This is a genomic window from Paenibacillus sp. 1-8, assembly GCF_056316205.1.
Genome location: NZ_CM149995.1, coordinates 610,981 through 636,402 on the forward strand (window position 1 = coordinate 610,981; position 25,422 = coordinate 636,402).

At 48.8% G+C, this 25,422-nt stretch carries 20 protein-coding genes and 2 CRISPR repeat arrays; of the genes, 12 read left to right on the forward strand and 8 right to left on the reverse strand.

The features are described 5' to 3' along the window. The first annotated feature begins 120 nt into the window (after positions 1–120). Complete coding sequence (locus AC0WRU_RS02805) at positions 121–1,680, forward strand: IS1182 family transposase (protein ID WP_476127124.1); 1,560 nt, start codon at positions 121–123, stop codon at positions 1,678–1,680. 133 nt (positions 1,681–1,813) lie between these two features. Here the strand turns inward: AC0WRU_RS02805 and AC0WRU_RS02810 are convergent, their stop codons facing one another. Then, the gene (locus AC0WRU_RS02810; protein WP_476127125.1) at positions 1,814–2,770 is read right to left on the reverse strand and encodes an L-lactate dehydrogenase; all 957 of its coding nucleotides are present in this window, start codon (positions 2,768–2,770) and stop codon (positions 1,814–1,816) included. 611 nt (positions 2,771–3,381) lie between these two features. On the opposite strand from AC0WRU_RS02810, the gene AC0WRU_RS02815 reads away from it, so the two are divergent. The 3 genes from AC0WRU_RS02815 to AC0WRU_RS02825 all read left to right on the forward strand — a co-directional run bounded on the left by AC0WRU_RS02815 (position 3,382) and on the right by AC0WRU_RS02825 (position 5,534). Beyond that, entirely contained in the window at positions 3,382–4,242 is an 861-nt protein-coding gene (locus tag AC0WRU_RS02815) for a MerR family transcriptional regulator (RefSeq protein WP_476127126.1), read from the forward strand. Between the two features lie 240 nt (positions 4,243–4,482). Next, entirely contained in the window at positions 4,483–5,295 is an 813-nt protein-coding gene (locus AC0WRU_RS02820) for a serine/threonine protein kinase (RefSeq protein ID WP_476127127.1), read from the forward strand. A 122-nt stretch (positions 5,296–5,417) separates the two neighbouring features. After that, a complete protein-coding gene (locus AC0WRU_RS02825; protein WP_209441007.1) occupies positions 5,418–5,534 on the forward strand; it encodes a YjcZ family sporulation protein in 117 nt (38 codons plus the stop codon). Positions 5,535–5,712: 178 nt separating this feature from the next. On the opposite strand, the gene AC0WRU_RS02830 is transcribed toward AC0WRU_RS02825, so the two are convergent. The 4 genes from AC0WRU_RS02830 to AC0WRU_RS02845 form a co-directional block, all read right to left on the reverse strand. Then, positions 5,713–5,895 carry a hypothetical protein gene (locus AC0WRU_RS02830; protein ID WP_044646279.1) on the reverse strand — a complete coding sequence of 61 codons (183 nt, stop codon included), beginning with the start codon at positions 5,893–5,895 and terminating at the stop codon, positions 5,713–5,715. A gap of 107 nt (positions 5,896–6,002) precedes the next feature. Further along, the gene (gene gntK / locus AC0WRU_RS02835) at positions 6,003–7,556 is read right to left on the reverse strand and encodes a gluconokinase (protein WP_476127128.1); all 1,554 of its coding nucleotides are present in this window, start codon (positions 7,554–7,556) and stop codon (positions 6,003–6,005) included. 41 nt (positions 7,557–7,597) lie between these two features. Beyond that, entirely contained in the window at positions 7,598–8,959 is a 1,362-nt protein-coding gene (locus AC0WRU_RS02840) for a GntP family permease (RefSeq protein WP_476127129.1), read from the reverse strand. Positions 8,960–9,081: 122 nt separating this feature from the next. Next, complete coding sequence (locus AC0WRU_RS02845) at positions 9,082–9,792, reverse strand: GntR family transcriptional regulator (RefSeq protein ID WP_476127130.1); 711 nt, start codon at positions 9,790–9,792, stop codon at positions 9,082–9,084. A gap of 216 nt (positions 9,793–10,008) precedes the next feature. Between AC0WRU_RS02845 and map the strand changes: the two genes are divergently transcribed. Next, on the forward strand, positions 10,009–10,755 hold the full coding sequence (gene map, locus AC0WRU_RS02850; RefSeq protein WP_476127131.1) for a type I methionyl aminopeptidase: 747 nt from the start codon (positions 10,009–10,011) through the stop codon (positions 10,753–10,755). A gap of 160 nt (positions 10,756–10,915) precedes the next feature. Here map and AC0WRU_RS02855 read toward each other — a convergent pair whose 3' ends face one another. After that, positions 10,916–11,413, reverse strand: coding sequence for a CcdC family protein (locus AC0WRU_RS02855; RefSeq protein ID WP_476127132.1), 498 nt, complete (start codon positions 11,411–11,413; stop codon positions 10,916–10,918). 168 nt (positions 11,414–11,581) lie between these two features. Next, on the reverse strand, positions 11,582–12,058 hold the full coding sequence (locus tag AC0WRU_RS02860; RefSeq protein ID WP_476127133.1) for a disulfide oxidoreductase: 477 nt from the start codon (positions 12,056–12,058) through the stop codon (positions 11,582–11,584). A 240-nt stretch (positions 12,059–12,298) separates the two neighbouring features. Here AC0WRU_RS02860 and AC0WRU_RS02865 point away from each other — a divergent pair, with 240 nt between their 5' ends. After that, entirely contained in the window at positions 12,299–12,925 is a 627-nt protein-coding gene (locus tag AC0WRU_RS02865; RefSeq protein ID WP_476127134.1) for a nitroreductase family protein, read from the forward strand. A 98-nt stretch (positions 12,926–13,023) separates the two neighbouring features. Here AC0WRU_RS02865 and mprF read toward each other — a convergent pair whose 3' ends face one another. Then, positions 13,024–15,666, reverse strand: coding sequence for a bifunctional lysylphosphatidylglycerol flippase/synthetase MprF (gene mprF, locus AC0WRU_RS02870; RefSeq protein ID WP_476127135.1), 2,643 nt, complete (start codon positions 15,664–15,666; stop codon positions 13,024–13,026). Between the two features lie 214 nt (positions 15,667–15,880). On the opposite strand from mprF, the gene AC0WRU_RS02875 reads away from it, so the two are divergent. The 6 genes from AC0WRU_RS02875 (at position 15,881) to AC0WRU_RS02900 (ending at position 25,380) form a co-directional block, all read left to right on the forward strand. Continuing rightward, positions 15,881–16,642: an AAA family ATPase gene (locus AC0WRU_RS02875; RefSeq protein ID WP_476127136.1), complete on the forward strand. Its 762-nt coding sequence runs from the start codon at positions 15,881–15,883 to the stop codon at positions 16,640–16,642. A gap of 457 nt (positions 16,643–17,099) precedes the next feature. Next, positions 17,100–17,882: a CRISPR direct-repeat array (repeat unit 32 nt; unit sequence GTCGCACTCTATATGAGTGCGTGGATTGAAAT). 256 nt (positions 17,883–18,138) lie between these two features. Beyond that, positions 18,139–19,623 carry an aminotransferase-like domain-containing protein gene (locus tag AC0WRU_RS02880; protein ID WP_476127138.1) on the forward strand — a complete coding sequence of 495 codons (1,485 nt, stop codon included), beginning with the start codon at positions 18,139–18,141 and terminating at the stop codon, positions 19,621–19,623. A gap of 108 nt (positions 19,624–19,731) precedes the next feature. Then, positions 19,732–20,661, forward strand: coding sequence for a D-alanine--D-alanine ligase (locus AC0WRU_RS02885; protein ID WP_476128547.1), 930 nt, complete (start codon positions 19,732–19,734; stop codon positions 20,659–20,661). A gap of 1 nt (position 20,662) precedes the next feature. Then, positions 20,663–21,847, forward strand: coding sequence for an aminotransferase class I/II-fold pyridoxal phosphate-dependent enzyme (locus tag AC0WRU_RS02890; RefSeq protein WP_476127139.1), 1,185 nt, complete (start codon positions 20,663–20,665; stop codon positions 21,845–21,847). 379 nt (positions 21,848–22,226) lie between these two features. Further along, a CRISPR array of direct repeats spans positions 22,227–22,663; the repeat unit is 32 nt; unit sequence GTCGCACTCTATATGAGTGCGTGGATTGAAAT. 236 nt (positions 22,664–22,899) lie between these two features. Further along, positions 22,900–24,099, forward strand: coding sequence for an MFS transporter (locus AC0WRU_RS02895; RefSeq protein WP_149096034.1), 1,200 nt, complete (start codon positions 22,900–22,902; stop codon positions 24,097–24,099). 222 nt (positions 24,100–24,321) lie between these two features. Further along, entirely contained in the window at positions 24,322–25,380 is a 1,059-nt protein-coding gene (locus AC0WRU_RS02900) for a lactonase family protein (protein WP_476127141.1), read from the forward strand. The last annotated feature ends 42 nt before the right edge of the window (positions 25,381–25,422 follow it).

Sequence of the window (25,422 nt, forward strand, 5' to 3'; positions counted from 1 at the left end):
TGTCCCAAAAGTCATAAAATTGGCTGGGGACGGCCCTTTTCTCCAAATTGTAAAACAAAAAGAAACCGTTCCTTGGTAAAATGGAGGTACCACCCAACCATTCGAAAGGAGACGGTTTCTTTGTACATTCAATATACCATGGATCAACTTTTCTTACCAATGGATTTAGAGGCAGATATCCCCGAAAACCACATCGTCCGTGTGGTAAACGACGCAGTCAACCGCCTGAGTGATTCCATTTTCAACGCTGCGTATCCTGGCGGTGGCCGTCATAGTTATCATCCTAAAATGCTCACCAAAATCATCATTTACGCCTACACCCAGCGCATCTACTCTTCCCGTCAAATCGCCAAGGCCGTCCGCGAAAATATCATGTTCATGTGGCTCGCTGCGCGGCAACAACCGGATTTCCGTACCATCAACCGCTTCCGTTCGGAGCGGATGAAAGAGGTGCTGGAAACCGTGTTTACCCATGTACTGGAGCTGCTTGTTCAGGAGCAATACGTGTCCTTGGAACACTACTTTCTGGACGGAACCAAGCTTGAAGCGAATGCAAACAGGTACACCTTCGTCTGGAAAAAGGCCGTTGTCAAGCATCAGGCCAAGCTGCAAGAAAAAGTACATACCCTGTTCCAAACCATCGAAGCGGCCGAAAGCGAAGAAGATGCGCTCCACGCGGGTACAGACCTTCCTGAGCTTGGCGAAGCTTCCTCGCTCACGGCAGAAAAGCTGGAAAACGCGGTTCAACAACTGGAGGAAGCTTTGCAAGAAAAACCGAAAAACAAAACCTTAAAGAAAGCCGTGGGCCAGTTACGCAAGGACTTGCTGCCGCGGCTCCAAAAGTATGAGCATCAGATCGAAACCGCGGGCGAGCGCAATAGCTACAGCAAAACCGATCCGGACGCGACGTTCATGCGAATGAAGGAAGATCACATGCGAAATGGTCAACTGAAGCCGGGATACAATGTGCAGATGGGCACGGAAAACCAGTTTGTGCTCGGTTACAGCGTGCATCAGCGGCCTACCGATACGAAATGCTTGAAGCCCCATTTGGAACATCTGGAAGAATCACTCGGGAGACGACCAGAGATGGTCATTGCCGATGCAGGGTATGGAAGCGAAGAAAATTACAGCTATTTCGAAGAGCACAACATCCAAGCGATCGTCAAATACGGGACATACCACAAAGAGAAAACCAGGGCCTGGAAGCAAGCGATAGGCAAAGTGGACAACTGGAGCTACAACGAAACGGAAGATACATGGACCTGTGCGGCTGGAAAAATGTTACGTTTTCGATACGAAGGCCAGACGGTCACGGAGAGCGGCTACACGATTCGGACACGCCATTATCGAAGTGAAGATTGTAGCGATTGTCCCCTAAAAGCGAAATGCACCACAGCCAAGGGCAACCGGGAGATTGCCGTCAGTCTGACCTATATGCGGCAAAAAAACGACATGCGGGAACGACTGCGCAGCGAGGAAGGATACACTCTTTCCGTTCGGCGCATGACTGAGCCCGAGAGCGTGTTTGGACAAATAAAAAACAATCGGGGTTTCCGAAGGTTCCTGCTTCGCGGCTTGCAAAAAGTAAGCCTGGAGGTCGGGTGGCTTTGCCTTGCCCACAATCTGCTCAAAAAAGCCGCAATGACGGAAAAACGCAAAAGGGACGAAGCAGGATAAACCTCTGCTTCGTCCCTTTTGAACATATCGGTGTGTTTGTTCTTCTTCGATATGCTTTTTAAGGGCTTTTGGGACAGCCCCTTTAAAGTTATCATTCTTCCGGGTCACATTTCAATCCGGCGTATGACACAATTTAAACTAAGCCCGACATGGCACGGATATTATCGCTGATGAAGCGGCAGGAGGCGTCGAACTTGGCTTGTTCTTCCAGGCTTAGCTCCAGCTCGATGACCTCCTGAATTCCTTTGCTGCCGATGATCGCCGGAACGCCCGTGCAGACATTCGTGTGCCCGTACTCGCCGTCCAATACGGCGGAAACCGCTATGATTTTACCATCATCATTTAAAATGGAACGGGTAATGTACGCCAGCGCATTGGCAATGCCGAAATAAGTAGCGCCTTTGCGGGTGAAAATCTCCCAGCCTGCATCCTTTGTTTTACGGGCGATGTCGTCCAGATCGACGTGGCTGAAACGCTCCTTATGCTGACGCAGAATATGCAGGATCGGTTTGCCGCCAATGGTCACGTGTGACCATGCGACGAATTGCGAATCGCCGTGTTCGCCAAGAGCATACCCCTGTACGCTGCGTGGATCTATGGAAAATACCTCGGAAAGCAGCGTCTTAAGCCGGGACGAGTCAATGGAGGTGCCTGTGCCGATTACCTTGTTGCGTGGTAGACCGGATATGCTTTGTACGAGATAGGTCACAATGTCGACAGGATTAGCCGCAATGACGAAAATGCCGTCGAAGCCGCTCTCCATAATCGCCGTAACAATTTCGCGCGTAATGATCACCGCATCATCCAGTACAGACAGACGATCTTGACCTGGTTTGGGGTTAGCCCCGGCCGTGATAATGACAACATCCATATCCGTGCAGTCTGCATACGTTCCTGCGTATACCTTGGTACGTGTAGACGTAAAATCCATACAATGGGACAGATCCAGCGCATGGGCCAAAGCTCGATCATATGTGCGGTCAATCATCATAATTTCGTCACAAATGGACTGATTGACCATTGAGTAGGCACAGCTCGAACCGACCATCCCTGCGCCGACAATAGCTACTTTCCTTGCCTTCCCCTTCATTTATGTTTCCTCCTCGTTCCAGCGAACGTTAATATGCTACAAATTATGTCTGAAACCCATTTTACGTTACATAACATAACATATTGCTGATCTTTTGGAAATATCCATCGTTTTGCCTTCATTCCGAAAAATATAAAAATAACGATCACCAGAGGCACATGTATAGGCTGTAATATAGAAGATACGTGGAATAAGCAGTATTTTTGCAGGTATGTATTGCAGGGAGTGAGTAGCTTCTTTTTGAGGCGGTATCCGCATTGATTGTGCTTTACGCCGCGCTGATGGTAGAAATAATGCCATAGGATTATGGGGAGTATGACATTTATATGACGTTTCTAAAAAGGACACCCTTATTGAATGGGAAATAGGCGAGGTAACACTACTTTGTCAGATTTTAAATGCTGCTTGATCATAGGCTTAATTCCAGAAATCAGGGGGGCGGTGGCAATATGAAGTCGCTTCTTGCATTTTTATAAAATATTCGCTTATGACAAAGGTTCCTAGCAGTCCGCAATATTAGAACATTTTTGCCAAAGGGTTTCCATTTGATTCCGCGAATTGTACATATACAAGCTTATTTCTTTCCATACCATCCAGGGAGGTAATGATCAATGGAAGAAAGCAGATCGACGACGGAAGCAGCAAAGCAGTTGGGAATCGGGGCCAGCACCCTTCGTAAATATGCAGCAGCGCTGGAGGAGCAGGGTTATGTGTTCCCGCGTTCCGCCAACCAATCGAGAATGTTCAGTCCAGAGGATGTAGAGTGCTTAAAGGTGATGCGAGGGGCGTTGCGTGAGGAGCATTTGACGATGGAGCAGGCGGTTCAGGCGGTACTTGAGAGGGTAACTGCACCCTTCCAAATCGAGGATGCAGGCGTTTGCTTGCTGCCATCCGTATCGGATGGTGAGTCGCTGGCTGCAACCTGGGAGGAAATATTGGCTGCAGCAGAGGGCAGAGATGAGTCTGTAATACAGGCGCAAGCTGCCGCTACTCTTGAATCGGCAGGATTAGAGGATGAAGTTAGCGTACAGGAACAGTCGGAAGGCCCGATGCAGCTGCAACCGCAGGAACAACAGACGCATACCTTGGCGTTAACGATTGAGCGCAGGCTGGAGCAAACAAGGGAGAGGGAAAAAGAAGAACTGGAACAAACACCAATGCAGATAGAAACGCAGGAGCCCATAGAATCCCAAGCACTGACGGAGATGCAGATTATGGTGCAGAGCGCTCTACTAGAGATGCGGAGTCGTTTGGAAGAGCTGGAAGTAGAGCATAGCCGTTTGGTGGAGAAGAACGCCAGCCTTTCCAATCAGTTGGAGGACCAAAAGCGCTGGATGAAAGAACGGGTGGAGGAGGAACGGGATCGGCAGCTAATCACCAATTTGCGCACCTATCAGGGCAGACAACGCAAGTCACGCGGTTCGCTGCTGTCCTGGCTCGGTTTGGCACCACGCAGACGTAGAGAGGCATAGGCATGATAATGATAAGACCATCGGCCAATAAGACCATCAGACCTGCCTGGTTCTGGTGGTCTTTATTGTGGATGGTATAATAGCGGAACAGACCGGAGTGAATGGATATAGGGCAAATTCTCAGTCCGTTTCACTGGTTAATTCAGCTATCATTGCAGGGGGAGCTGGCGGCATTCAAGAAGACAAGAGCAAGTCGCATATGGAACGTTGCCGCGGCATGTATAGGAAAGGAATATAAGAATGATTGCTTGGTTACGGAATGCTTATGAATCTTGGATGGATTACCCGAAACAGCCCGGCGATCTGTTGAGTGGGCGATATCATATTCTTTCGTTGCTGGGTATGGGCAGCTATGGTCTGACCTACCTCTGTCTGGACAAGCACAGCGGACAGGAGGTGGCGGTCAAACTGCCCAGACCTAGCAAGCGGGCGAAGGGTGTTCAACTGTTGCAGCGTGAGGCCAACATTATGCGGCAAATGGAACATCCCCATATCCCGAAGCTGCTCGAAAGTGTAGAGCAGCGGAATGGAATGTACTTGGTCATGGAATATATCTCCGGCAAGACGCTGGAGGAGCTTATATTTGAACAGGAACGTTCTTTTACGGAACAGGAATGTATCGTCTACATTTTGGAGTTAATGGAGCGGGTTCTGCATGTGCATGAACGGGGCTATATCCATCGGGATATCCGCATTCCCAATGTGATCCACCGCGAAGGGAAACCGTACCTGATCGACTTTGGCCTTGCACTGGCGATGGGCGAGCAGCAGGAGGATGTATTTACCGAATCCATGCTGGAAAAGCGCGCACCTGAGCGACAAGATGTCGCCGTCTACAGCGATTTGTACGATGTCGGGCATTTGATGCTTTTTATGCTGTACAGCAGTTACGAGCCTCAGCCGGACCAACCGCCGGCAAGCTGGCAGGAAGAATTGAAGCTGAGTCCACCTGTGCGCCATCTGCTGGAGCGGCTTTTTCAGATTGGCCCAAGGTATGAGAATAGCCGACAGTTTATGCAAGAGATGGAGGAAGCATTGTTGCTGCTAGGTTAACCCATAACGTTAGTCCCTAAAAATAAACAGGCATTCGCCGCAAAAATGGGGGAATGCCCCCTTACGCATTTGACCAGGTCTACATACAATGATCCTGTAAATGAGCGAAGGGAGTGTTGTAAATGAGTCATATGTGTGGAATGGGCGGTATGGGGTGCGGCGGAGCCTGGACCTCTGTAGGAGCGATTCTAGTTCTGTTTATTTTGTTGGTAATCATCTCCAAAACCCTGTTTCTGTAATTCTGTTAATAGCCGATTTCCTGTAAAATCACAGATGTTGCCCTGCATAACGAAGGGCGCACAACAATAAAGCGAAGGCCCTTGAGATGAGAAGGGTCTTCGCTTTATAGGGTTTGAAGGAGCCTGTGGCCTGCTTCTTGTGTTACGCTCTATTCCGTCACTGATTCTTGTTGTTTGGCTAAGAACTGGAGTAATGACGGCGTTTGTCCTTGTAATATTGGTGCCCGTTATGGCTGTTCTTGTATCCTAAATCGGATGAAGAGCGGCGTTTACGTTCGTAATAACGGTCCGAGCTGCTGTATTTCCGCTTATGAGAATGAGAGGTGGAATGTAGCAGGCGGTGCAGTAATTTTTTGAGCATCGTCTAATCCTCCTTCTGATCCTGTCCGACTGATTTTTTAGATCATTTTTTGACATAGACAGGTTCCTATGAAACGGTAATACGCAGCGGTGTTGGAACGGGTTCCACTAATTTAAAGGTTTTAAGGATTTGGCCTGAAACTCGGCAATATCCTTGAATTCCTCTTCAAATTTACGCGAAATGCGGATATAGATTGGCAGTAAATCACGGTAAATATCCACATGCTCCGCCACGGGCTTATGCTGGTGAGTGGTGCCGATCATATCGGATACAGCGTCCAGCGAATCAATCCGTCCCAGTGCGTACAAGCCCAAAATAGCTGCGCCAAGACAGGAGCTTTCCAGACTTTCCGGGATAATGACCTCCTGATCGAAAATATCCGCCATAAGCTGTCGCCACAGCTCCGAGCGTGCGAATCCGCCAGTGGCGTGAATGACCGAAGGTCTGTCGATGACCTCTTCCATGGCGAGCATAACCGTGTACAGGTTGAACAGCACACCCTCCAGAGCGGCGCGGATCATATGCTCTTTTTTGTGACGCAGGGACAAGCCAAAGAAGGAGCCGCGGGCATTCGGGTCCCACAGGGGCGCACGTTCTCCGGACAGATACGGGAGAAAGAGCAGGCCGTCCGAGCCGGGACGTACCTGTTCCGCGATTTGGGTCAGCACATGGTACGGATCAAGCCCCAACCGTTTGGCGGTTTCCACCTCGGAGGCTGCAAATTCATCGCGAATCCAGCGGAAAACAATGCCGCCATTGTTCACCGGGCCGCCGATCACCCACAGCTTTTCGGTCAAGGCGTAGCAGAAAAAGCGTCCCTTGGCATCGGTCAACGGCTTATCGACCACGGTGCGGATGGCTCCGCTGGTGCCGATCGTGACAGCGACAACCCCCGGTTTGATGGCATTCACACCAAGGTTGGACAAGACACCGTCACTGGCTCCGATGACAAAAGGAGTCGTCTCCAGCAAGCCCATATCATGCGCATAGGTCGCATCCAGTCCCTTCAGGACGTGAGTTGTCGGCACCAGCTCAGACAATTGCTCCTTCGTGACACCTGCAATACGCAGCGCTTCCTCGTCCCAATCCAGTTGCTGCAAATTCATGAGACCGGTAGCGGATGCAATCGAGTGATCCACGACATATTGCTGGAACAATCGGGCGAATATATATTCCTTAATGGAAATATATTTGTACGTCTGGGTCGCAATATCCGGCAAATCCCGTGTAATCCACATCAGCTTCGTCAGCGGTGACATGGGATGAATAGGTGTCCCGGTGCGCAAGTAAATGTCATGTCCGTTGTATTCATGCTTGAGCGCTTCAGCCCACTTGGCGCTGCGGTTATCTGCCCACGTGATGGAGGCGGTCAGCGGCTTGCCGTTCTTGTCCACCGCCAGAACGCTGTGCATGGCCGAACTGAAGGAGACGAACAGCACATGCTCGGCTGACACTCCGCTTTGTTTCATGACCTCCTGCACCGTCGTCACGACAGCTTTGAAAATATCCTCCGGGTCCTGTTCCGCCGCATCCGGCTCAGGTGTATGCAGCGGATAGCCTACATGATGCTGAGCAGCAATATTGCCGTTTTCTTCGAAAAGCACCGCCTTGGTACTGGTCGTGCCGATATCAACGCCGATCATATATCGGGTGTCAGTCATATTCAATCTCCCCTTCACTTACCGTTATTAGCTCATTATCGTTAAATTAACACACTCAGCAGCATAATCAAACCGAAGGCGACCAGAGAGAGGATGGTTTCCATAACGGTCCATGATTTTAGAGTCTGCGGAACCGTCATATTGAAAAATTCTTTGATCATCCAAAAACCGGCGTCATTCACATGCGAAAGGATCAGCGACCCTGCCCCTGTAGCAAGGACGACCAGTTCGACATTCGCGCCGGGCGTAAGTGCCAGCACAGGTGCGACAATACCGGAGCCTGTCGTCATCGCGACTGTCGCTGATCCGGTGGCTACACGAATGAGCGCAGCGACCAGAAAAGCAAACACAATCACATTCATATGGGCTCCTGTAGCGACAGCAGCTATGGCCTGACCTACGCCGCTGTCGATCAATACCGTTTTAAATGCACCGCCGCTCCCGATAATTAAGATAATAGAGGCTGTTGGTGCCAGAGATTCACTGGTAAAACGGGACAAGTCCTCTTTCTTTAAACCACGTGCATAACCAAGTGAGAAAAAAGAGAACACAGCCGCAATCAGCAATGCCATAACCTCATCACCAATGAATTTAAAAAATACCGTAAGTGGATGCGTATTGGACGGGTCCACAATTTCAGCGACTGATCCACTAAGCATGAGAATAACAGGCAGCAAAATAGTGAACAAAGTAATCCAAAAAGGAGGCAACGACCGTCCTGTTGTATTGGTGAACTGCTCGTCCAGCTTCTCGGATGGTCTGACCATAATTTTTTTGCCAATCCTGGCACCGAAGACCGGGCCTGCAATAATAGCGGACGGAATGCCGACGATGAGCGCATACCCTATCGTGCGTCCGATATTGGCGTTATAGGCTTCAATCGCGATCATCGGAGCCGGATGGGGTGGTAAAAGGCCGTGTACCGTCGATAGTCCTGCCAGCATTGGAATACCGATTTTCAGCAGAGACATATTCATTTTACGGGCAACCGTGAACAGAATGGGAATTAATAAAATAATGCCAACTTCGAAAAATACCGGAATACCCACGATAAAGCCTACGATCATCATCGCCCAATGGACGCGTTTTTCACCAAAACGATCCATCAGTGTGGTCGCGATGCGTTCGGCACCGCCGGATTCTGCCATCATTTTACCGAGCATTGTGCCTAAACCGATCACGATGGCGATGGAGCCAAGTGTGCTGCCGAGGCCCTTGGTGATGGAGGCAGTAACTTCATGTCCCGGCATCCCGTTAACCAGTCCGAGAAATACCGACGAAAGCAGCAGTGAGACGAAGGGATTCCATTTGAATTTGGCAATCAGCAAAATCAAAAGAATGACGGTAACAAGCGCCCATATAAGTAGCGAAGCGTTATGGCTCAAGCCGAATAATGTGTTCATGAAGTAATGCCTCCTTATTCATATAGTGTAGGAAGATGTAAGTATACTTGTCGACAACTTGAGCCTAAAAGAGAACCGCGCCAGTTGGAGAACGCATAAAGGCGCGGTACATCGGCTCTTTGTCACGCATGTTGCGGCTTAGATAATGTCTTTCTATACGGAGACAGGACGCTATCGTTAACCGCGTTGCGGGTGTCGCGGTAATGATCCTCAATAAATTCGGACAACTCCTGTGCATTCCCTTGGTTTAAGGCGTTTGCGAAGGTGCGATGTTTGTGAATCGTGACTTGAGATTCTTCAATCTTGGACGTAAAGCGTTGTTCTGTGGCAGCCAGCATGACCGTCAGGATCAACTGCCTCATTCCGTTCCAGGTGTGGAGAATACGAGTATGGCCTGCTTCCAGCACCAGAGCCTCATGAAAATTGAAATCCTGAAGAGAAAATTCAACGACGTCTCTGTGCTTGAGAGCGACTTCCATTTTATCAATCATCCGGTTTAAAGCGGTCACCAACCCGGCATTGTCTCTATGTACAAATCTTTGTACAACAAAATGCTCAATCAGCATTCGCACATCGAAAAGCTCCTCCATATCAGCGGGCGTCATGCCTATGACAATCGCCCCCATGCGTTCCAAACGAAGCAATCCTTCACCAGAGAGCACTTTCAACGCTTCACGAACAGGAGAACGGCTGGTGCCAAAATCGGCAGCAATCTGATTTTCAGATAATACCGTGCCGGGTGTCTGCATGCCACGGATAATCTGAAGTCGAAGCTCACAAGCAATCCTTTCACCAAGCGATGCACCCTTTAGCCAGACTGACGGATATTTCATGTGCATACTCCTATCCTGGAAATTTCGGTTGCCTCTTTCGGGCATACTTGTATACAAGTTATGAAGTATTATATACCCCTTAAAAGATACTTGTAAACGGTGTCATTTGACATCGGTTCCATTTCAATGCTTTTAGCGTTACAATAGAAGCAGAAAAGAAGCAGAAAAAAGCAGCAGTGAAAGTGGAACGAACACGGATAAGAAGGAGACCGTTTAATGATTATTATTAAAACTAAAGAACAAATTGAAAATATGAAGAAAGCTGGCGAAATTTTGGCTGCTTGCCACCGGGAAATTGCCAAAATGATCAAGCCGGGAATTACAACGCTGGAAATTGACGCCTTCGCGGAAACGTTTATGAAAAAGCATGGCGCAACGCCGGAACAAAAGGGCTACAACGGCTACCAGTTTGCGACTTGTGGATCGCCTAACGATGTCATTTGCCACGGTTTCCCGAACAAGACACCGTTGAAGGACGGGGACATCGTGACGATTGACATGGTCGTAAACCTGAACGGCTGGCTGGCAGATTCCGCCTGGTCATATGCAGTGGGTAATGTTTCCGAGCAGGCGCAAAAGCTGCTGGACGTTACGAAGGAATCCCTGTACAGAGGGATTGAGCAGGCTGTAATCGGTAACCGGATCGGTGATATTTCCCATGCAATCCAAACCTATGCGGAAGCGGAAGGCTTCTCGGTTGTACGCGAATTTATCGGTCACGGTATCGGAGAAGATATGCATGAGCAACCGCAGGTGCCGCATTATGGACCACCGCATCGCGGACCGCGCCTGAAAGAAGGCATGGTCATTACGATTGAGCCGATGCTGAACACGGGTACCTACCGCAGTAAAGTGGATGCAGACGGATGGACGGCGCGTACAATGGACGGCGGTTTGTCGGCGCAATACGAGCATACGCTGGCGATTACAGCGGACGGCCCGATTATTTTGACCCAGCAATAAAAAGCAGACATTTAATCAGGTAGCGTATAGATTAACGGGTTGAATGAATTTTCCGTCGTGCGATGCAAATATAAACCAAAAAGACACGACCCCCCGTGGGGAGAACGTGTCTTTTTGGTTTATGCAACAATATGCCATGATACATGTAAGCATCGGTTTGTCAGATGCGGACTTCCTTCTCGTCCGGAACAAATTGACGATATTGAAAATACATACGAAGTCGCCAGTGCAGCAACGTCCCGAAGGCGAGGATGAAAAATAGCCCCGCCGTCTGTGGTATGGTTATGTAGCGCTGGATAAACTCATGCAGCAGCAGGCGAACGATCAGCAGACTGATCAGGATAAAAAAGAAGGTGCGTGAGCGTTGTACAAAAACTTGTCCTTCTTGCATCTCAAACTTGGTGCTGCGGATCAGCGGATACGAGAAAATAAACCAGCCAACCAGAAAAGCGCCCATCGCCCAAAGCAAGGGAACCCGTACCTCTGGCACGATAAACATCATAAAGCCGGTGCTCATGCCGAGCGGAGGGATGATAATCTTTTTGGCGTTAACCGGGCGGTGACCTGTCTTCATACGGATGAAAATAGCCGAAATAGCGATCAAGATCATGCCAAAGGTTGCGCCATATTGCAGAATTGGGGTGCTGATATGAAACATGGACTGGGCCCCCTCTATAAGAAATGTAAGCGTTATTGGACAGACTGCAAATCTTTTTTATTATACCACATATGTAATGGATATATTTAGTTACAGTCTTTCCTCCGGCAAGCGGATTATACGCTCGATTGTGGTGACTGGCCCAACGATCTCGGGTCTCTAACATACTTATGCAAGATGCTCTGCTTGTACCTCTCCTTGCGCCGATTTTTTCTCCTGACGCATGATATACCCCATGGCTGCAATAATAAGGATAAAAGCGATGAGTGCGAGAAAAGGAATGGTAATAAAATCAAACCAGTTCAGGTAATCCTGCTCACAGGATACTCTTCCACAGGACGTTGAAGCCTGCGTAGCCGCTTTGGCGGCTGCATGGATGCGCTGAATCACAAAATGGTAGGCCGAAATACCCCCACCAATGATCGCCAGCGGCATGACATAACGCCGTATTCCTGTATCTCCCCGAAAATAAGCGATTCCGAGCAGCAGAGTCAGGGGATACATCAGAATGCGCTGCAACCAGCATAGCTTGCAAGGCTCATACCCCAAAATCTCGCTGAGATAGAGGCTCCCTAATGTAGCCACACAAGCCACAACCCAGGCGGCAAACAAAGCAATATCCGTTTTTTTAAACGATCCAATCATAGTAACGCTCCTTTTTTGATATAAATGAGAACAAAACGAACTCACCGTGTCTTGTCCGATCCGGGCGGGCATCTGCCGATATGGATGTCTTATCCGTATTGTACTGTATTTTGAGTGCAGGGTCATACTTAACATATTGACATCATTCACTATCGTTTTTATAATTACAATAGTTTGGGAAGTTAATAAGGATTCAAGATTCAGATATATACTTATGAGAAATGTAGGAGTGTGTCCAGAATGTCAAGTATCCAAAAAAACGAAACTCTGTCTGTCATTAGTGAAAGACATGCGGTAAAAAGTTATGTTAAGGATTTTAAATTGCCAGAGAAAGATCTGGAAGCTATTTTGACAGCTGCGATAGAAGCTCCTTCCGCCTGGAACCTTCAACACTGGAAATTCCTCGTGATTGAAACCGAAGCTGACAAACAAAAGTTGCTGCCTATCGCCTACAACCAAGGTCAAGTAGCGGAGAGCTCCGTAACGATTGTCGTATTGGGTGATTTGGAAGCGAACCGTAACGCTGTGATTTATGATCAAGCGGTAGAAGCAGGCTCATTGCCAGCAGAAATCCGTGACGCCTTGGTAGGCCAAATCAACGGTGCTTACCAAAACGCTCAAGTAGCTCGCGATGCAGCGATCCTGAACTCTGCTTTTGCGGCACAAAACATTATGCTGGCTGCTAAATCTCTCGGCTATGACACTTGCGCTATGGGCGGTTTCATTCCTGCGCAATTGATCGAGCAATTCAACGTTCCTGCACGTTACCTGCCAGTAATGCTGATTACGGTAGGTAAAGCACAAGTGCCGGCACGTCCATCAGGACGTTTCCCATTGTCTGAAGTTGTTGTAAAAGGTAGCTTCTAAGAATAATTTTTAACATAAAAAGGGTGTTCCTGCAACCGGCGTGGTTGGGGGAACACCCTTTTGTTATGCCTAGGTAAGGTTGCAAGAATGCTTTTGCTCTAATCCGAACGCTTGGAAACGAGATATACCAGCTCCAGCGTCAGAATAGGCAAAAAGACAGAAGCCGGATAGGCCAGATAGCGCGGCTCCCATTGCGGCTTGAACTTATCCTTGAAGCGGCGTAGCCCTTGAAAGCCGTAAAAATGCCCTCCGTATTGGAAAACGAGCCGGGCCAGCTTTTCTTCGCGCAACGCTTTTTCGCTTTGTCCTACCTGGGACAGCGGTGCCATACCGAGATTGAATGTCGCATACCCGCTGTCTTTGGCCCACTCGATCACTCGTGTGAACAAGTAGTCCATCGTGCCATTTGGCGTATCAGGCAGATGACGCATCAGGTCTATGGAGACCGTCTGTCCACAGTCATAGGCAGGGGCCATTGTCGCGAAGGCGATGATCTTTCCTTCAGGGTCCTTTAACAGCGCAATCGGGGCTAACTGAAGATAAGGCTCCTTGAAACAGCCGAGCGAATAGCCCTTCTCCTTCCGTCCGTCCAGCCAAATATTCGAAATGTGATGAAGCTCCTCAATTAATGCTCTATCCAAAGGCGGCTGGATCATTTCGAATGTGTACCCCTCACGGTCAAAGCGGTTCTTGGCACTGCGCAGCACCTGATTGCTTTTACCTGTCAGTGTAAAGGACTCCAGCGGCACCAGCGCTTCCTCGCCGAGCTTGAAAAACCGATAGCCGTTCTCATGGTAGATGGACAAATACTCCGGTGATGCCTGATAAAATACAGCCGTTAACGCATACCGGTCTGCGAAGCGCTGAAATTCCTGAATTGCTTCGCTCACACGTTCTTCCGGACCCAGCGGGTCACCTAACACAATCAGTTTGTCCCGGCTGCGGGCATAGGGAATAACCACTTGTTCGTTCTTGGTCCAATACAGATATTTATCGCCTAGAAAGAGCATATGGGAAACCAAATTTCCACCTTGCTTTTCCACAAATTCTTTTAGCTTATCCAGTTCCTGCGCATCAGGTAGATTGCCGATTCCACGCTGGGGACGGAGGAAGAAATATACCGTCAGGAACACCCACGCCAAAATCAGACTGAACACCGCTGTAACCCCGTAATCGCTGCGGTTCATAAAAAAGTCCAGATGGACCTTGGCGTGCAGATGGCGCATAAACGGAGTATTGGAGCCTGCCCCAATGATAAAGTAAGCGCCGGTCACGAGCAGAGACAATCCGCCCCAGATTAAAATATTGTGCCGATTCAGCGGCGCACTAACCCGATAAAACCGCGTGCGCGAGACCCACAGCATCAGCGCTACGAACAACAGGAATAGAGCTTCCTCGAAATCCAGACCCTTAATGAAGGTGAAAATGGACCCTGCAAGCAGCAGTACCAGCGTCAGCCGCAAGGCTCTGCGAATGCGCAGGGATATGCCGTGTGACAGCACCACGAGCATAATTCCGATGACGACGGAGATTTCGTGCGACAGGCGCATGACGGGCAGACTGAGCAAATGCTCGGCAAAACGCAGCCGATACAGCAGACCTGGCGTAGCCGCCGACAGAAGAAGCACCACGCCGGAGATGAGTACCAGCTTGCCGAGTGCCCATACTCCGAGGTCGGCCAGAAAGCGGAATTGACCGGGCCAGCCCCATACCTTTTGCCAAGCGTTGAGTGAGGTTTCCCAACCCGTCTCTGCCAGTTGGCTCAGACGTTCGTTGCGTGGTATCATTTCCAGCGCAGCCAGCACCAGGCCGATTAGCCACGGAATGATGTAATAAAAGACGCGAAAGGCCAGCAGCACAGCCAATGCCCGATCCGAGTTGGCGCCTGCCATTTGCAGCCCGAGCAGGGCAATGATGTCGAATGCGCCGACCCCTCCGGGCGCCAGACTGATCAGCCCGGCAATCGCGGCAATCACATAAATGCCGAACACGGCATTTGTCGGCAGCTCATGCAGCAAGTGCGAGCCGATCCATGCAAAAGTAAGACCAGCCAGCAGCCATTCCAGCAGCGAAGCGCCGATGGAGGCGGAGATGGTGGACCAAGAAAGCTGGCCTTCTCCCTTGTTGAACCAAGTGGCGTACCGTTTGGAGCGCTGCATAATCAAAAACAGCGGCAGGTACAGCGCCATTCCCCATAACGCCCAATGAAGCCACGGATGAGCATCCAGCACGGGCTGTACCGGATATAGATGGGCAATTGCGCCCCAGGCCAGCAAAGAAAGCCCGGTAATGACCACGGGCGAAAGGAACACAACCGCAGAGGTGATAACACCTAACGGCACACCGCTTTTTTTGTACAGCACCGTACGCAATCCCGCTCCTGTAAAGCCGGCGAAGCCAAAGACATTATTGAAGGTGTTCGAAATCCAGGCGTACCGGAATGTAGTTCCGGGCTTAACCTGTAGCTTGAAATGATGCCTGATCACGTAATCGTATGCGCTCATGGCGGCCACGGCTATCAGTGAGAACAAGCCGATTTCGATGAGAAAGGTAGCATCCATTTGCCGCAGCTCATGAAGCATACGTGCCAGATTGAAGCTTTTCAGCTCTCGTCCGGCCTCCCATATAATAAAAGCCAATACAGCCAGTGGAAGCAAAATACGTGTCAGCCGCTGCCTGTAGATGGTCATCATGAACTGTACGATTTTAAAGGATTGGATCGGTTTGTGATTTGAATTCATAGATTCACCTGCCTGAAAAATAATGAAATAGATTCTGAATGATACACGGAAATATCATGCCCAATGAAAGGCTACTATATATTATACCTGTAATAAACGAACGAATAACAACAGAAGGGTTACGAAAACCAGATTTTCAGATTGATTGCCGTAAATAATTCCAATATAATGATAAAAAGCCTAGTCATTTGCTTGGTAATGGAGCTGAACGGACATGAGTATATGGGATCGTGATCTTTTTGTACGTCGATTGGAGCTGATGTGGCCGCAGGATGCTGACGAGAGTCAATATCCCTTTAACTTAAAAGCCATGCGTCAATGGAATGAGCTGAAATTTCACCCGTCTGTTACCTATATTGTTGGAGAAAACGGTGTGGGTAAATCAACGCTTATGGAAGCGATAGCGGTCGCGTGGGGGTTTAATCCGGAGGGCGGCACCAAAAATTTTAATTTCTCTACGCAGGCCACGCATTCATCGCTGCATGAGTATGTCCGGCTGGTGAGAGGGGTTCGCAAGCCGCGGGACGGTTTCTTTTTCCGTGCAGAAAGCTATTATAATCTGGCGACTCATATCGACGAGCTGGATCGGGAAGGAGGGGGCAGGCCCATCCGAGACTCCTACGGGGGAAAATCGTTGCATGAGCAGTCGCATGGCGAGTCTTTTTTTGCTGCATTTTTGCATCGATTTGGAGGACAGGGGCTATACATTCTGGATGAGCCAGAGGCTGCGTTATCGCCCTTGCGACAGATGGCCATGCTTGCACGTATCCACGAGCTGGTGCAGCAGGGCTCGCAGTTTATCATTTCTACGCATTCCCCGATTTTGATGGCCTATCCCGACTCCATCCTGTACCACCTGACACATGAAGGCATAGATACCCGGACGCTGGAGGAAACCGATCATTTCATCATCATGAAACAATTTCTGAACAACAAGGAAAAGATGATGCAGGAGCTATTCGAAGATCCCCAATAAGGAATGGGTGAACCTCAATAGCATCCACTTGGATGAGGAGGAAACAGTATGAGTTCAAATGTATAAAATACCTTTAGTGAACGAGGGCTATCTGTACTCGTATACAACTTAGACTTTAGCTACAAGTAGGCGTCCTATACGTTGGTCCAAGCAGATGGGATCGAAGTTTGTCTTTTGCCCAAACATTCACCGGATCTGCACCTCATTATTGGTTATCATGCTCATTTATGGTATATGTATAAGGGGAAATAAAATGAGTAATCTGCTCTTATGGTGAGGTGCGAATGTGAAGCTCACATAAAAACCCCGAATCCTTCGCACCTCGAAATTTGTCGAAAAACATTAAATCAGTTTTCTTCAGTAGAAGTCAATGGTTGATTCAAGCCTTTTTGGCATCGTTCTTTGCTAAAATGTATGGAATTTATATCATTAAGGTATGAATTACTGCATTTTCGCTGTCGCACTCTATATGAGTGCGTGGATTGAAATCTCTGTAGACCCGATTGCTGGGACTATACGGGCCACGTCGCACTCTATATGAGTGCGTGGATTGAAATAATTGGATAGCCCAGCGCCTTCATGGCGCTTTCCAGGTCGCACTCTATATGAGTGCGTGGATTGAAATTACTCTCATAATGCACCTCCGTTTTTACTAGCATCAGTCGCACTCTATATGAGTGCGTGGATTGAAATCATTCGTCCCACGAGCTTCGGTCCCACCAGCGCCCTAGTCGCACTCTATATGAGTGCGTGGATTGAAATTGTTTCGGATTACTTGGGGTTTTCTGGAGATCCAGAGTCGCACTCTATATGAGTGCGTGGATTGAAATCTCGTGGATCTGAATCAACATGTCCAGCTCACTATCGTCGTACTCTATATGAGTGCGTGGATTGAAATAGTGGGCCTGTTGTGTAATAACTCCCCTCAAAGGTATGGTCGCACTCTATATGAGTGCGTGGATTGAAATTCAGATGATGAAAAAGTGATCATGCAATATACCGGTCGCACTCTATATGAGTGCGTGGATTGAAATCGGTTAAAGCCGAAGGATGGCGGGAGCGAACAAGAAGTCGCACTCTATATGAGTGCGTGGATTGAAATGGGTCAAGCCCGACGGCAGGTCCCGACAGTACGCCCGGTCGCACTCTATATGAGTGCGTGGATTGAAATAGAGGGGCCTTGATCCAAGGGCTGCCATCTACGTTCCGTCGCACTCCATGTGAGTGCGTGGATTGAAAAGATACATACGCTGATCGACAGCCTGGATGACAAAGATGTTGACTATTACTTTCATCAGCTTCACGATGCTTGGTGATATGTACAATGCTCGCAATGGGCGCGATGAGAGGCAATGATGCCGGGGAATGAGGCAAGAATATGAGGGCGTACAGGGGATAAAATACGTAAGAACCACCGAAGGATGAAAAATCCAGTGCGGTGGTTCTTTTTTTTCACTCGTCTTGTATGCCATCATTATAGGGGGAGGCGATGAAGGATGTTCCAGGATTTTAAGCTCGTCAGTGACCGCCCGGTCTCGATACAAGTAAAAGAATATGTCAATCGTTTAATTATAAAAGGGGCGCTTCAGGCGGATCAGAAGCTGCCTTCCACACGAGAAATGAGCGTTCTGCTTAAGGTGAGCCGCAATACAGTCATTGTAGCCTATGAAGGCTTGGAGGATGATGGATTTACGTATGCCATTCCCGGAAAGGGTAGTTATGTGGCCGCCATGGTGGGCCAGTCGGCCGTAGATAACGGAGGATCTGACGGCTCTGCCACCTGGGAGATAGACTGGAAGGCAAGAATGAACGAGTATGCTGTATCGGCTGTTGATCTGGATATGATGAAGCAGGGCATTCGTGCCCAAAAGGGAACCATCTCGTTCACAAGCATCGCTCCGGATGAGCAGCTGTTTGATCTGGGGGATGTAAGGCGAGCTTTTATGGATCGGATGGCAATCGAAGGGCAGGTGCTGCTCAACTACGGCTATGCCAAGGGCTACAAGCCGCTGATTGATTACCTGATGCATTATATGGAGAACAAGGGCGTCGATATAATTGGCAAGGATATGCTGATTACAGGCGGGTTTACAGAAGGCTTTGACATTGTGCTGTCGGCTTTACGCCCTTCTGCACGCCGCGGAGCAGCAATTTGTGAAAATCCGACCCATCACACAGCGATCAAAAATTTGAAGTTGCAAGGATTTGAGATTACCGGCATTCCGATGGAGCGTGACGGTATTGATGTGGAGCGGCTAGAGGAGGTACTGCAGACCAATAGCTTCGATTTGGCTTATTTGACTCCTTCCTATCATAATCCGACAGGCATCGTCATGTCGCCAGCAAAGCGCAGCGCTGTTATGAAATTAATGATGCGCTATCAGATTCCGGTGATCGAGGATGGATTCAATGAGGAGCTACGCTACTCGGGAGCGCATGTTGCGCCCTTAATAGCGACAGCAGGGCAAGGGAACGGAGTAATCTATATTGGCAGCTTCTCCAAGGTGCTGTTCCCTGGCTTGCGAGTAGGCTGGGTGCTTGGAGACCGAGCACTGATTGACACTCTGGAAAGCATTAAGCGTGCGCGCACCATTCATACCTCAACAATCGATCAATCGATTTTATACCAATATATGCTTAACGGAAATTTCGATAAACATGTAAAAAAAGCACGTACAGAGTATAAGCGCAAATATGAGCTGACAAAGACATGCTGTGAAGTATATCTTCCTGAGGCGCAGGTGTCTGGTGACGGGGGCTTGCATTTGTTCCTTACCTTCCCGACAGGCGTAAATACACGCCAGCTGCTAGAAGCTTGCACAGAACAGGGCGTCATTTTCACACCGGGAGACAAGTTTTTTATTCGAGAAGGCGAAGGGACGAATACATTGCGGCTTGGGTTTTCACGAGTAACAGATGAAAATATCGAACGGGGTATTCAAATAATCGGCAAACAGACGCTTAACTTTCTTAAAGCATAATGGTTAGAAAAGAGCTACAGAGACGGAATATTGTTCTGGAGAAGCACCAGCGATCAAAAGAACAATCCGTAAACACATAAAGATTTTGAAGAAAAATGAGGTGTCATGATGAAAATTGGTGTTATTATGGGCGGTATTTCCTCTGAGCGTGAGATTTCTCTGCAGACAGGTCAAGAGATGATCAATCATTTGGATCGCAGCCGTTATGAAGTGGTTCCAATGGTGATCAAGCAGCGAGTGGATTTAATCACGCAGGTCCAGCAGGCTGGCATCGATATCGCGCTGCTGGCACTACATGGTCAGTATGGCGAGGACGGCACGGTGCAGGGAGCGCTGGAGACGCTGGGCATTCCCTACACAGGCAGCAGTGTCCTGGCTAGCAGCTTATGCATGAATAAGCAGTTGTCCAAGACGCTGCTGAAGGCAGCGGGTGTGCATACGCCTGCAGGCCTTTGTTGGCAGGGGATGGACGATTATGATCCGCAGGTGGTGGAGCGTTTGGGCTACCCGGTTATTGTGAAGCCGAATACGGGGGGATCCAGCATTGGCATCCAGCTTGTACAAAATGAGAAGGAGCTGCTACCAGCTGTTCAGGAGGCTTGCAGCTTGGATCAAGCGATCTTGATTGAGCCCTATTATAAAGGGACCGAGATTACCTGCTCGATCGTGGACGGCGAGGTATTGCCGATTATTAGCATTAGCTCCGCTCGTTCGAAGTGGTTCGACTACAAAGCCAAGTATGAGGTCGGCGGCGCTGAGGAGAAGGTGATCGAGCTTCCTCCCGTTATTGAGCAGCGTGTGCGCGAGGCGGCACTGGCCAGCTACCGGCTGCTGCAATGCAAGGTCTATGCAAGGGTCGATATGATTTTGTGTCAGGATAGGCCTTACGTGCTGGAAGTGAATACATTACCGGGTATGACCGCCAACAGCCTGCTTCCGAAAAGTGCCGCAGCTGCGGGTATAACCTTTACACAGCTGCTGGACCATATTATTTCTAGCTCGCTCCATGAGCGGAAACAGGAATGGGAGATGGAGTAATATGTTTAGTGAAAAGGGTACAGGGCGGTTTGTATCCTCGCGTGTACGGGATATTCGGCCATCGGGAATTCGCACTTTTTTTGATCTGAATGCAGCAGGAGGAGATACAATCGCCCTTGGGGTCGGAGAGCCTGATTTCGTTACACCGGAAAAGGTACGTGAAGCTTGCATTCAGGCATTGCGTGAAGGGCAGACGAAATATACTTCGAATGCCGGCTTGATAGAGCTGCGAGAGGAGATCTCTGCTTATTTTTCCGGCAGCTTCGCGCTTTCCTATGACCCTGAGCAGGAAATGATCGTAACGGTGGGAAGCAGTGAAGCCGTCGATCTGGCGCTGCGAGCAGTGATCGATCCAGATGACGAGGTGCTGATTCCGGCACCAAGCTATATTGCCTATGAACCCATTACCCATCTGCATGGCGGTAAAATTGTAGAGGTGGCCGCTACGTCAGAGGAGCAATTCAAGCTGACCCCGCAAGCGCTGCAAGCGGCAATTACACCCCATTCAAAGGTTTTAATGATCAATTATCCCTGTAATCCGACTGGAACAGTTATGACGGAGCAGGATTGGCTGCCGATGACAGAGCTCATTATCAAACATAATCTGGTCGTCATTTCGGATGAAGTGTATGCGGAGCTGACTTACGGGAGAAAGCATGTCAGTATCGCCTCCTTGCCGGGCATGAAGGAGCGTACGGTTGTCATTAGCGGTTTTTCCAAAGCATTTGCGATGACAGGCTGGCGGGTAGGCTATGCGTGCGGTCCACGTGAACTGATAGCCGGCATGCTGAAAATCCACCAGTACACAGCCATGTGTGCGCCCACCATCGCACAGATTGCCGCGCTCGAATCATTGCGTCATGGTTTGGCTGCCAAGGATGAGATGATGGCGAGCTACAACGAACGCCGCAAGCTGTTTGTGGCCGGCTTGAATGCAATCGGGCTTGCCTGTCACAAACCTGAGGGGGCTTTTTATGCCTTCCCTTCAATTACTTCTACAGGTATGTCATCTGAGCAGTTTGCACTTCGTATGCTGAAGGAAGCGAAGGTGGCGGTAGTACCAGGACATGTATTCGGATCAGGCGGAGAGGGCTTTATTCGCTGCTCATATGCAACCTCGCACGTCGATTTGGAGAAGGCGTTGGAACGGATGGGAAGGTTTATGCAGGTAATGCAGCCGGTATGATGAACAGGGTTAATAACTCAATTCCGAGTTAAAGCTGGAACGTTCAGCTTTGGTGTTGGGACCCTGCTTTTAAATGCGCTATCGATGAATTAATATATTCGAATGTGCGCTTCCTCTTTCACAGGTGGCAGAATTGGAAGAGGTGAAATAATTTCAGGCAGGAATTTGCTGCTAAGCCAAAAAGCGAGTCTGTCCAGGTGCGAATGTGAAGCTCACATGAATTCCCCGAGAGATTCGCACCTCAGATTTTGTCGAAATTCTGTCGAATGTGAACAAGTTGTAAACGATCGCAAGGGGGATGAGGTAATAATAGATGTGTTTTGGCTGAAATAACGCTAGAATATTACTTAAATAGGGGGAGATTTGACCCATTTTCGCTGTCGCACTCTATATGAGTGCGTGGATTGAAATAATGTACATCCCGTTACTTTTTGAAATGGCTGAGTCGCACTCTATATGAGTGCGTGGATTGAAATTTGACGACGTTTATGCGATTCAACATCTTGATATAAGTCGCACTCTATATGAGTGTGTGGATTGAAATACAATCGTCTTTCTTTACATTTAGACAAGGATGACCTGGTCGCACTCTATATGAGTGCGTGGATTGAAATCGATCTCTTTACGGCGAAATTGGCTGTAGCCGGAGTAGTCGCACTCTATATGAGTGCGTGGATTGAAATTTTGGTCTGTGGAAATTCCATGGGAACCACCATTGTCGCACTCTATATGAGTGCGTGGATTGAAATATAATGAATAATGCCGTTGCTTGTGCCCGTTCTTCGTCGCACTCTATATGAGTGCGTGGATTCTGCTAATGTTATACTGGCAGTGCCTTTTTTTGTGTATTGAATATAGAACGCATGTTTGTATATAATATATGCAGAAGAGTTATCTACGTACTCCACGATGCCAAATGCAAGCTGCTTAGTGTGATTTATGATTGTTATTTGCTCGTGGGTCTATTAATATAGTGAAGAGTTTTGAACTAATAGTTGCAAAATAAGATTTTCGTAGGCGAAATAAATAACCTTAGGAGGACAAAACGCAACATGTCAGAATCACAATTGAAAATGGGGCCGTTGGTCATTTTGATGATTAATATGTTTATTGCCATGCTGGGAATTGGCCTCATCATTCCGATCCTCCCCAAATTCATGGGCTCCCTGGGAGGCACTGGTGAAACGGGAGGCTACCTGGTTGCCGTGTTCGGCTTGACCCAGTTTCTGTTTTCACCGTTGGCTGGTGAATGGTCCGATAAATACGGACGCAAAAAAATGATCATTATCGGTTTGGTGATCATGACGATTTCTTCAGTATTATTTGCCATTGGGCATTCGTTGATGATGCTGTATATATCCCGTTTGCTCGGAGGCGCAGGGGCTGCCTTTATGATTCCTCCAATGATGGCTTATATCGCCGACATTACGACGGTACACAATCGCGGTCGGGGAATGGGTTTGTTGGGCGCGGCCATGTCTCTTGGGTTTGTTATCGGTCCTGGCGTGGGTGGCTTGCTGGCAGATATCTCGATTCGCACGCCTTTGTACGTTGCGGCTGGGGTATCGGGTGTAGCTGCGCTGATTTCGTTGATATTGCTGCCTGAAACCTTGTCGATGGAGAAGCAGTTGAAATTCCGGAATGTCAAAGTCAAGCGCGACAATGTCATTAAGCAGTTTGCACTTTCTTTTCGCAAGCCGTACTTCATGCTGTTGATTATGATTTTCACCCTAACCTTTGGGCTGACGCATTTTGAAACGATGTTTCCTTTCTTCGTGACAGGCAAGTTTCATTACAATGAGCGTGACATTGCCATCATTATTACGGTAGGCGCGCTGGTCGGAACGGTGATTCAGGCGGTTGTGATCAGTCCGTTGTTGAATCGTTTTGGCGAAAAAGGTGTCATTATCGGCTCCTTTCTGTTTTCCGCGATTTCTCTTGTGCTTATGCTACTCTCTGGCAACTTTTATTATGTACTCGGGGTATCGCTCATCTTCTTTACCGCCACGTCGCTGCTGCGACCAGCCATTAATACGGCTTTATCCAAAATGGCCGGGGACGAGCAGGGGGTTGCAGCCGGGATGAACAATGCCTATATGAGTATCGGTAATATTTTGGGACCTGCGCTGGCGGGTACGCTGTTTGAGGTGAATATCAATTTGCCGTACATTTTTGGGGCGGTCATTCTCATCCTTAGTTTGGGGCTGGCTGTAAAATGGAACAGCAAAGGTACGCAAACGACAGCGGTTTAATGTTATTTTTCCTGTAAACATAGTCTCTTTTGGCGTGAAATGTGATTTGTTCTTGTGAACCACAGATCGCGCCGAAGGAGACTATTTTTTGTATACATAGCGAAATCGTTAATGAAACGACTGAATCTTGGGTAATAATGCATGATGAGTTTATGAAGAAGACGCAGGAATGAAATACAGCTCGATAAAATATGGGCAACAGCCCAAAGGAGACGAGAGCCGATGGAAGAGCGGAATGAACAATTATTTTATACAGGAACTTATGCGTCTCGCGATGATAGAGGTATTTATGTATGCGCTTTACATGTGGAAAACGGTGATTTGCGCATCATTGGAGGCGTGGAAGGAATCGAGCGGCCTTCATTTCTGGCACTGCACCCGGATGGAACGAAGCTATATGCCGCCAGTGAAACAGAGGAAGGTGAGTTGTACGCGTATCAGGTACATGCGCAGACGGGAGAGTTGCACCCATTGGATCGAAAAGGGACAGAAGGGGCGCATACTTGCTATGTTTCGGTGACAGCGGATGGACGGTATGTAATGGCTTCCAATTATTCAGGCGGTAATGCTGTGGTATTCCCGGTGACGGAAGCTGGCGGGTTGGGGGAAATGTCGGGGCAGGTTCAACATACCGGCTCAGGTATTCGTCAGGACCGTCAGGATGCGGCACATCCGCATTCGATTATTCCTGATCCTTCAGGACAGTATGCAATGATATGTGATCTGGGGTTGGATCAGATTGTGGTATACCGTTTGACAGAAGACGGGAAACTGGTGACCCATCGTGAGGCAGACCTGCCGCCCGGTTCCGGCCCGCGTCATCTGGTCTTTCATCCTTCGCGTCCCTATGCCTTTGTGGCTAACGAGCTGAACAATACTGTCGCTGTATTTAGCTACAACGAACGCAACGGGGAGCTTCAATTGCTTCAAAGCTTGTCCACACTGCCGGAAGGCATCATAGATGTGGAAAATACAGCTGCGGACATTCGGATTACGCCTTGTGGACGCTATCTGTACGTGTCAAACCGGGGGCATAACAGCATCGTGCTTTACCATGTCGATCTGGACAGCGGCAAGCTGGAGACGGTTGAATGGGTGGAGACCTTTGGCAGCACGCCGCGTAACTTCAACATCCTGTCCGGGTATCTGGTTGTCGCGAATCAGGACGGGAATAATATCGTATCCTTTGCTATTCACGGCGATGACGGACGCTTGACTCGAACAGGATATGTGCTGGAAGTTCCTTCACCCGTATGCATTGAACCTGTGCGGCAGTCATAGCGTATGGCAAAAAGGCACGTTAGAACAAGATGAAAAAATAAA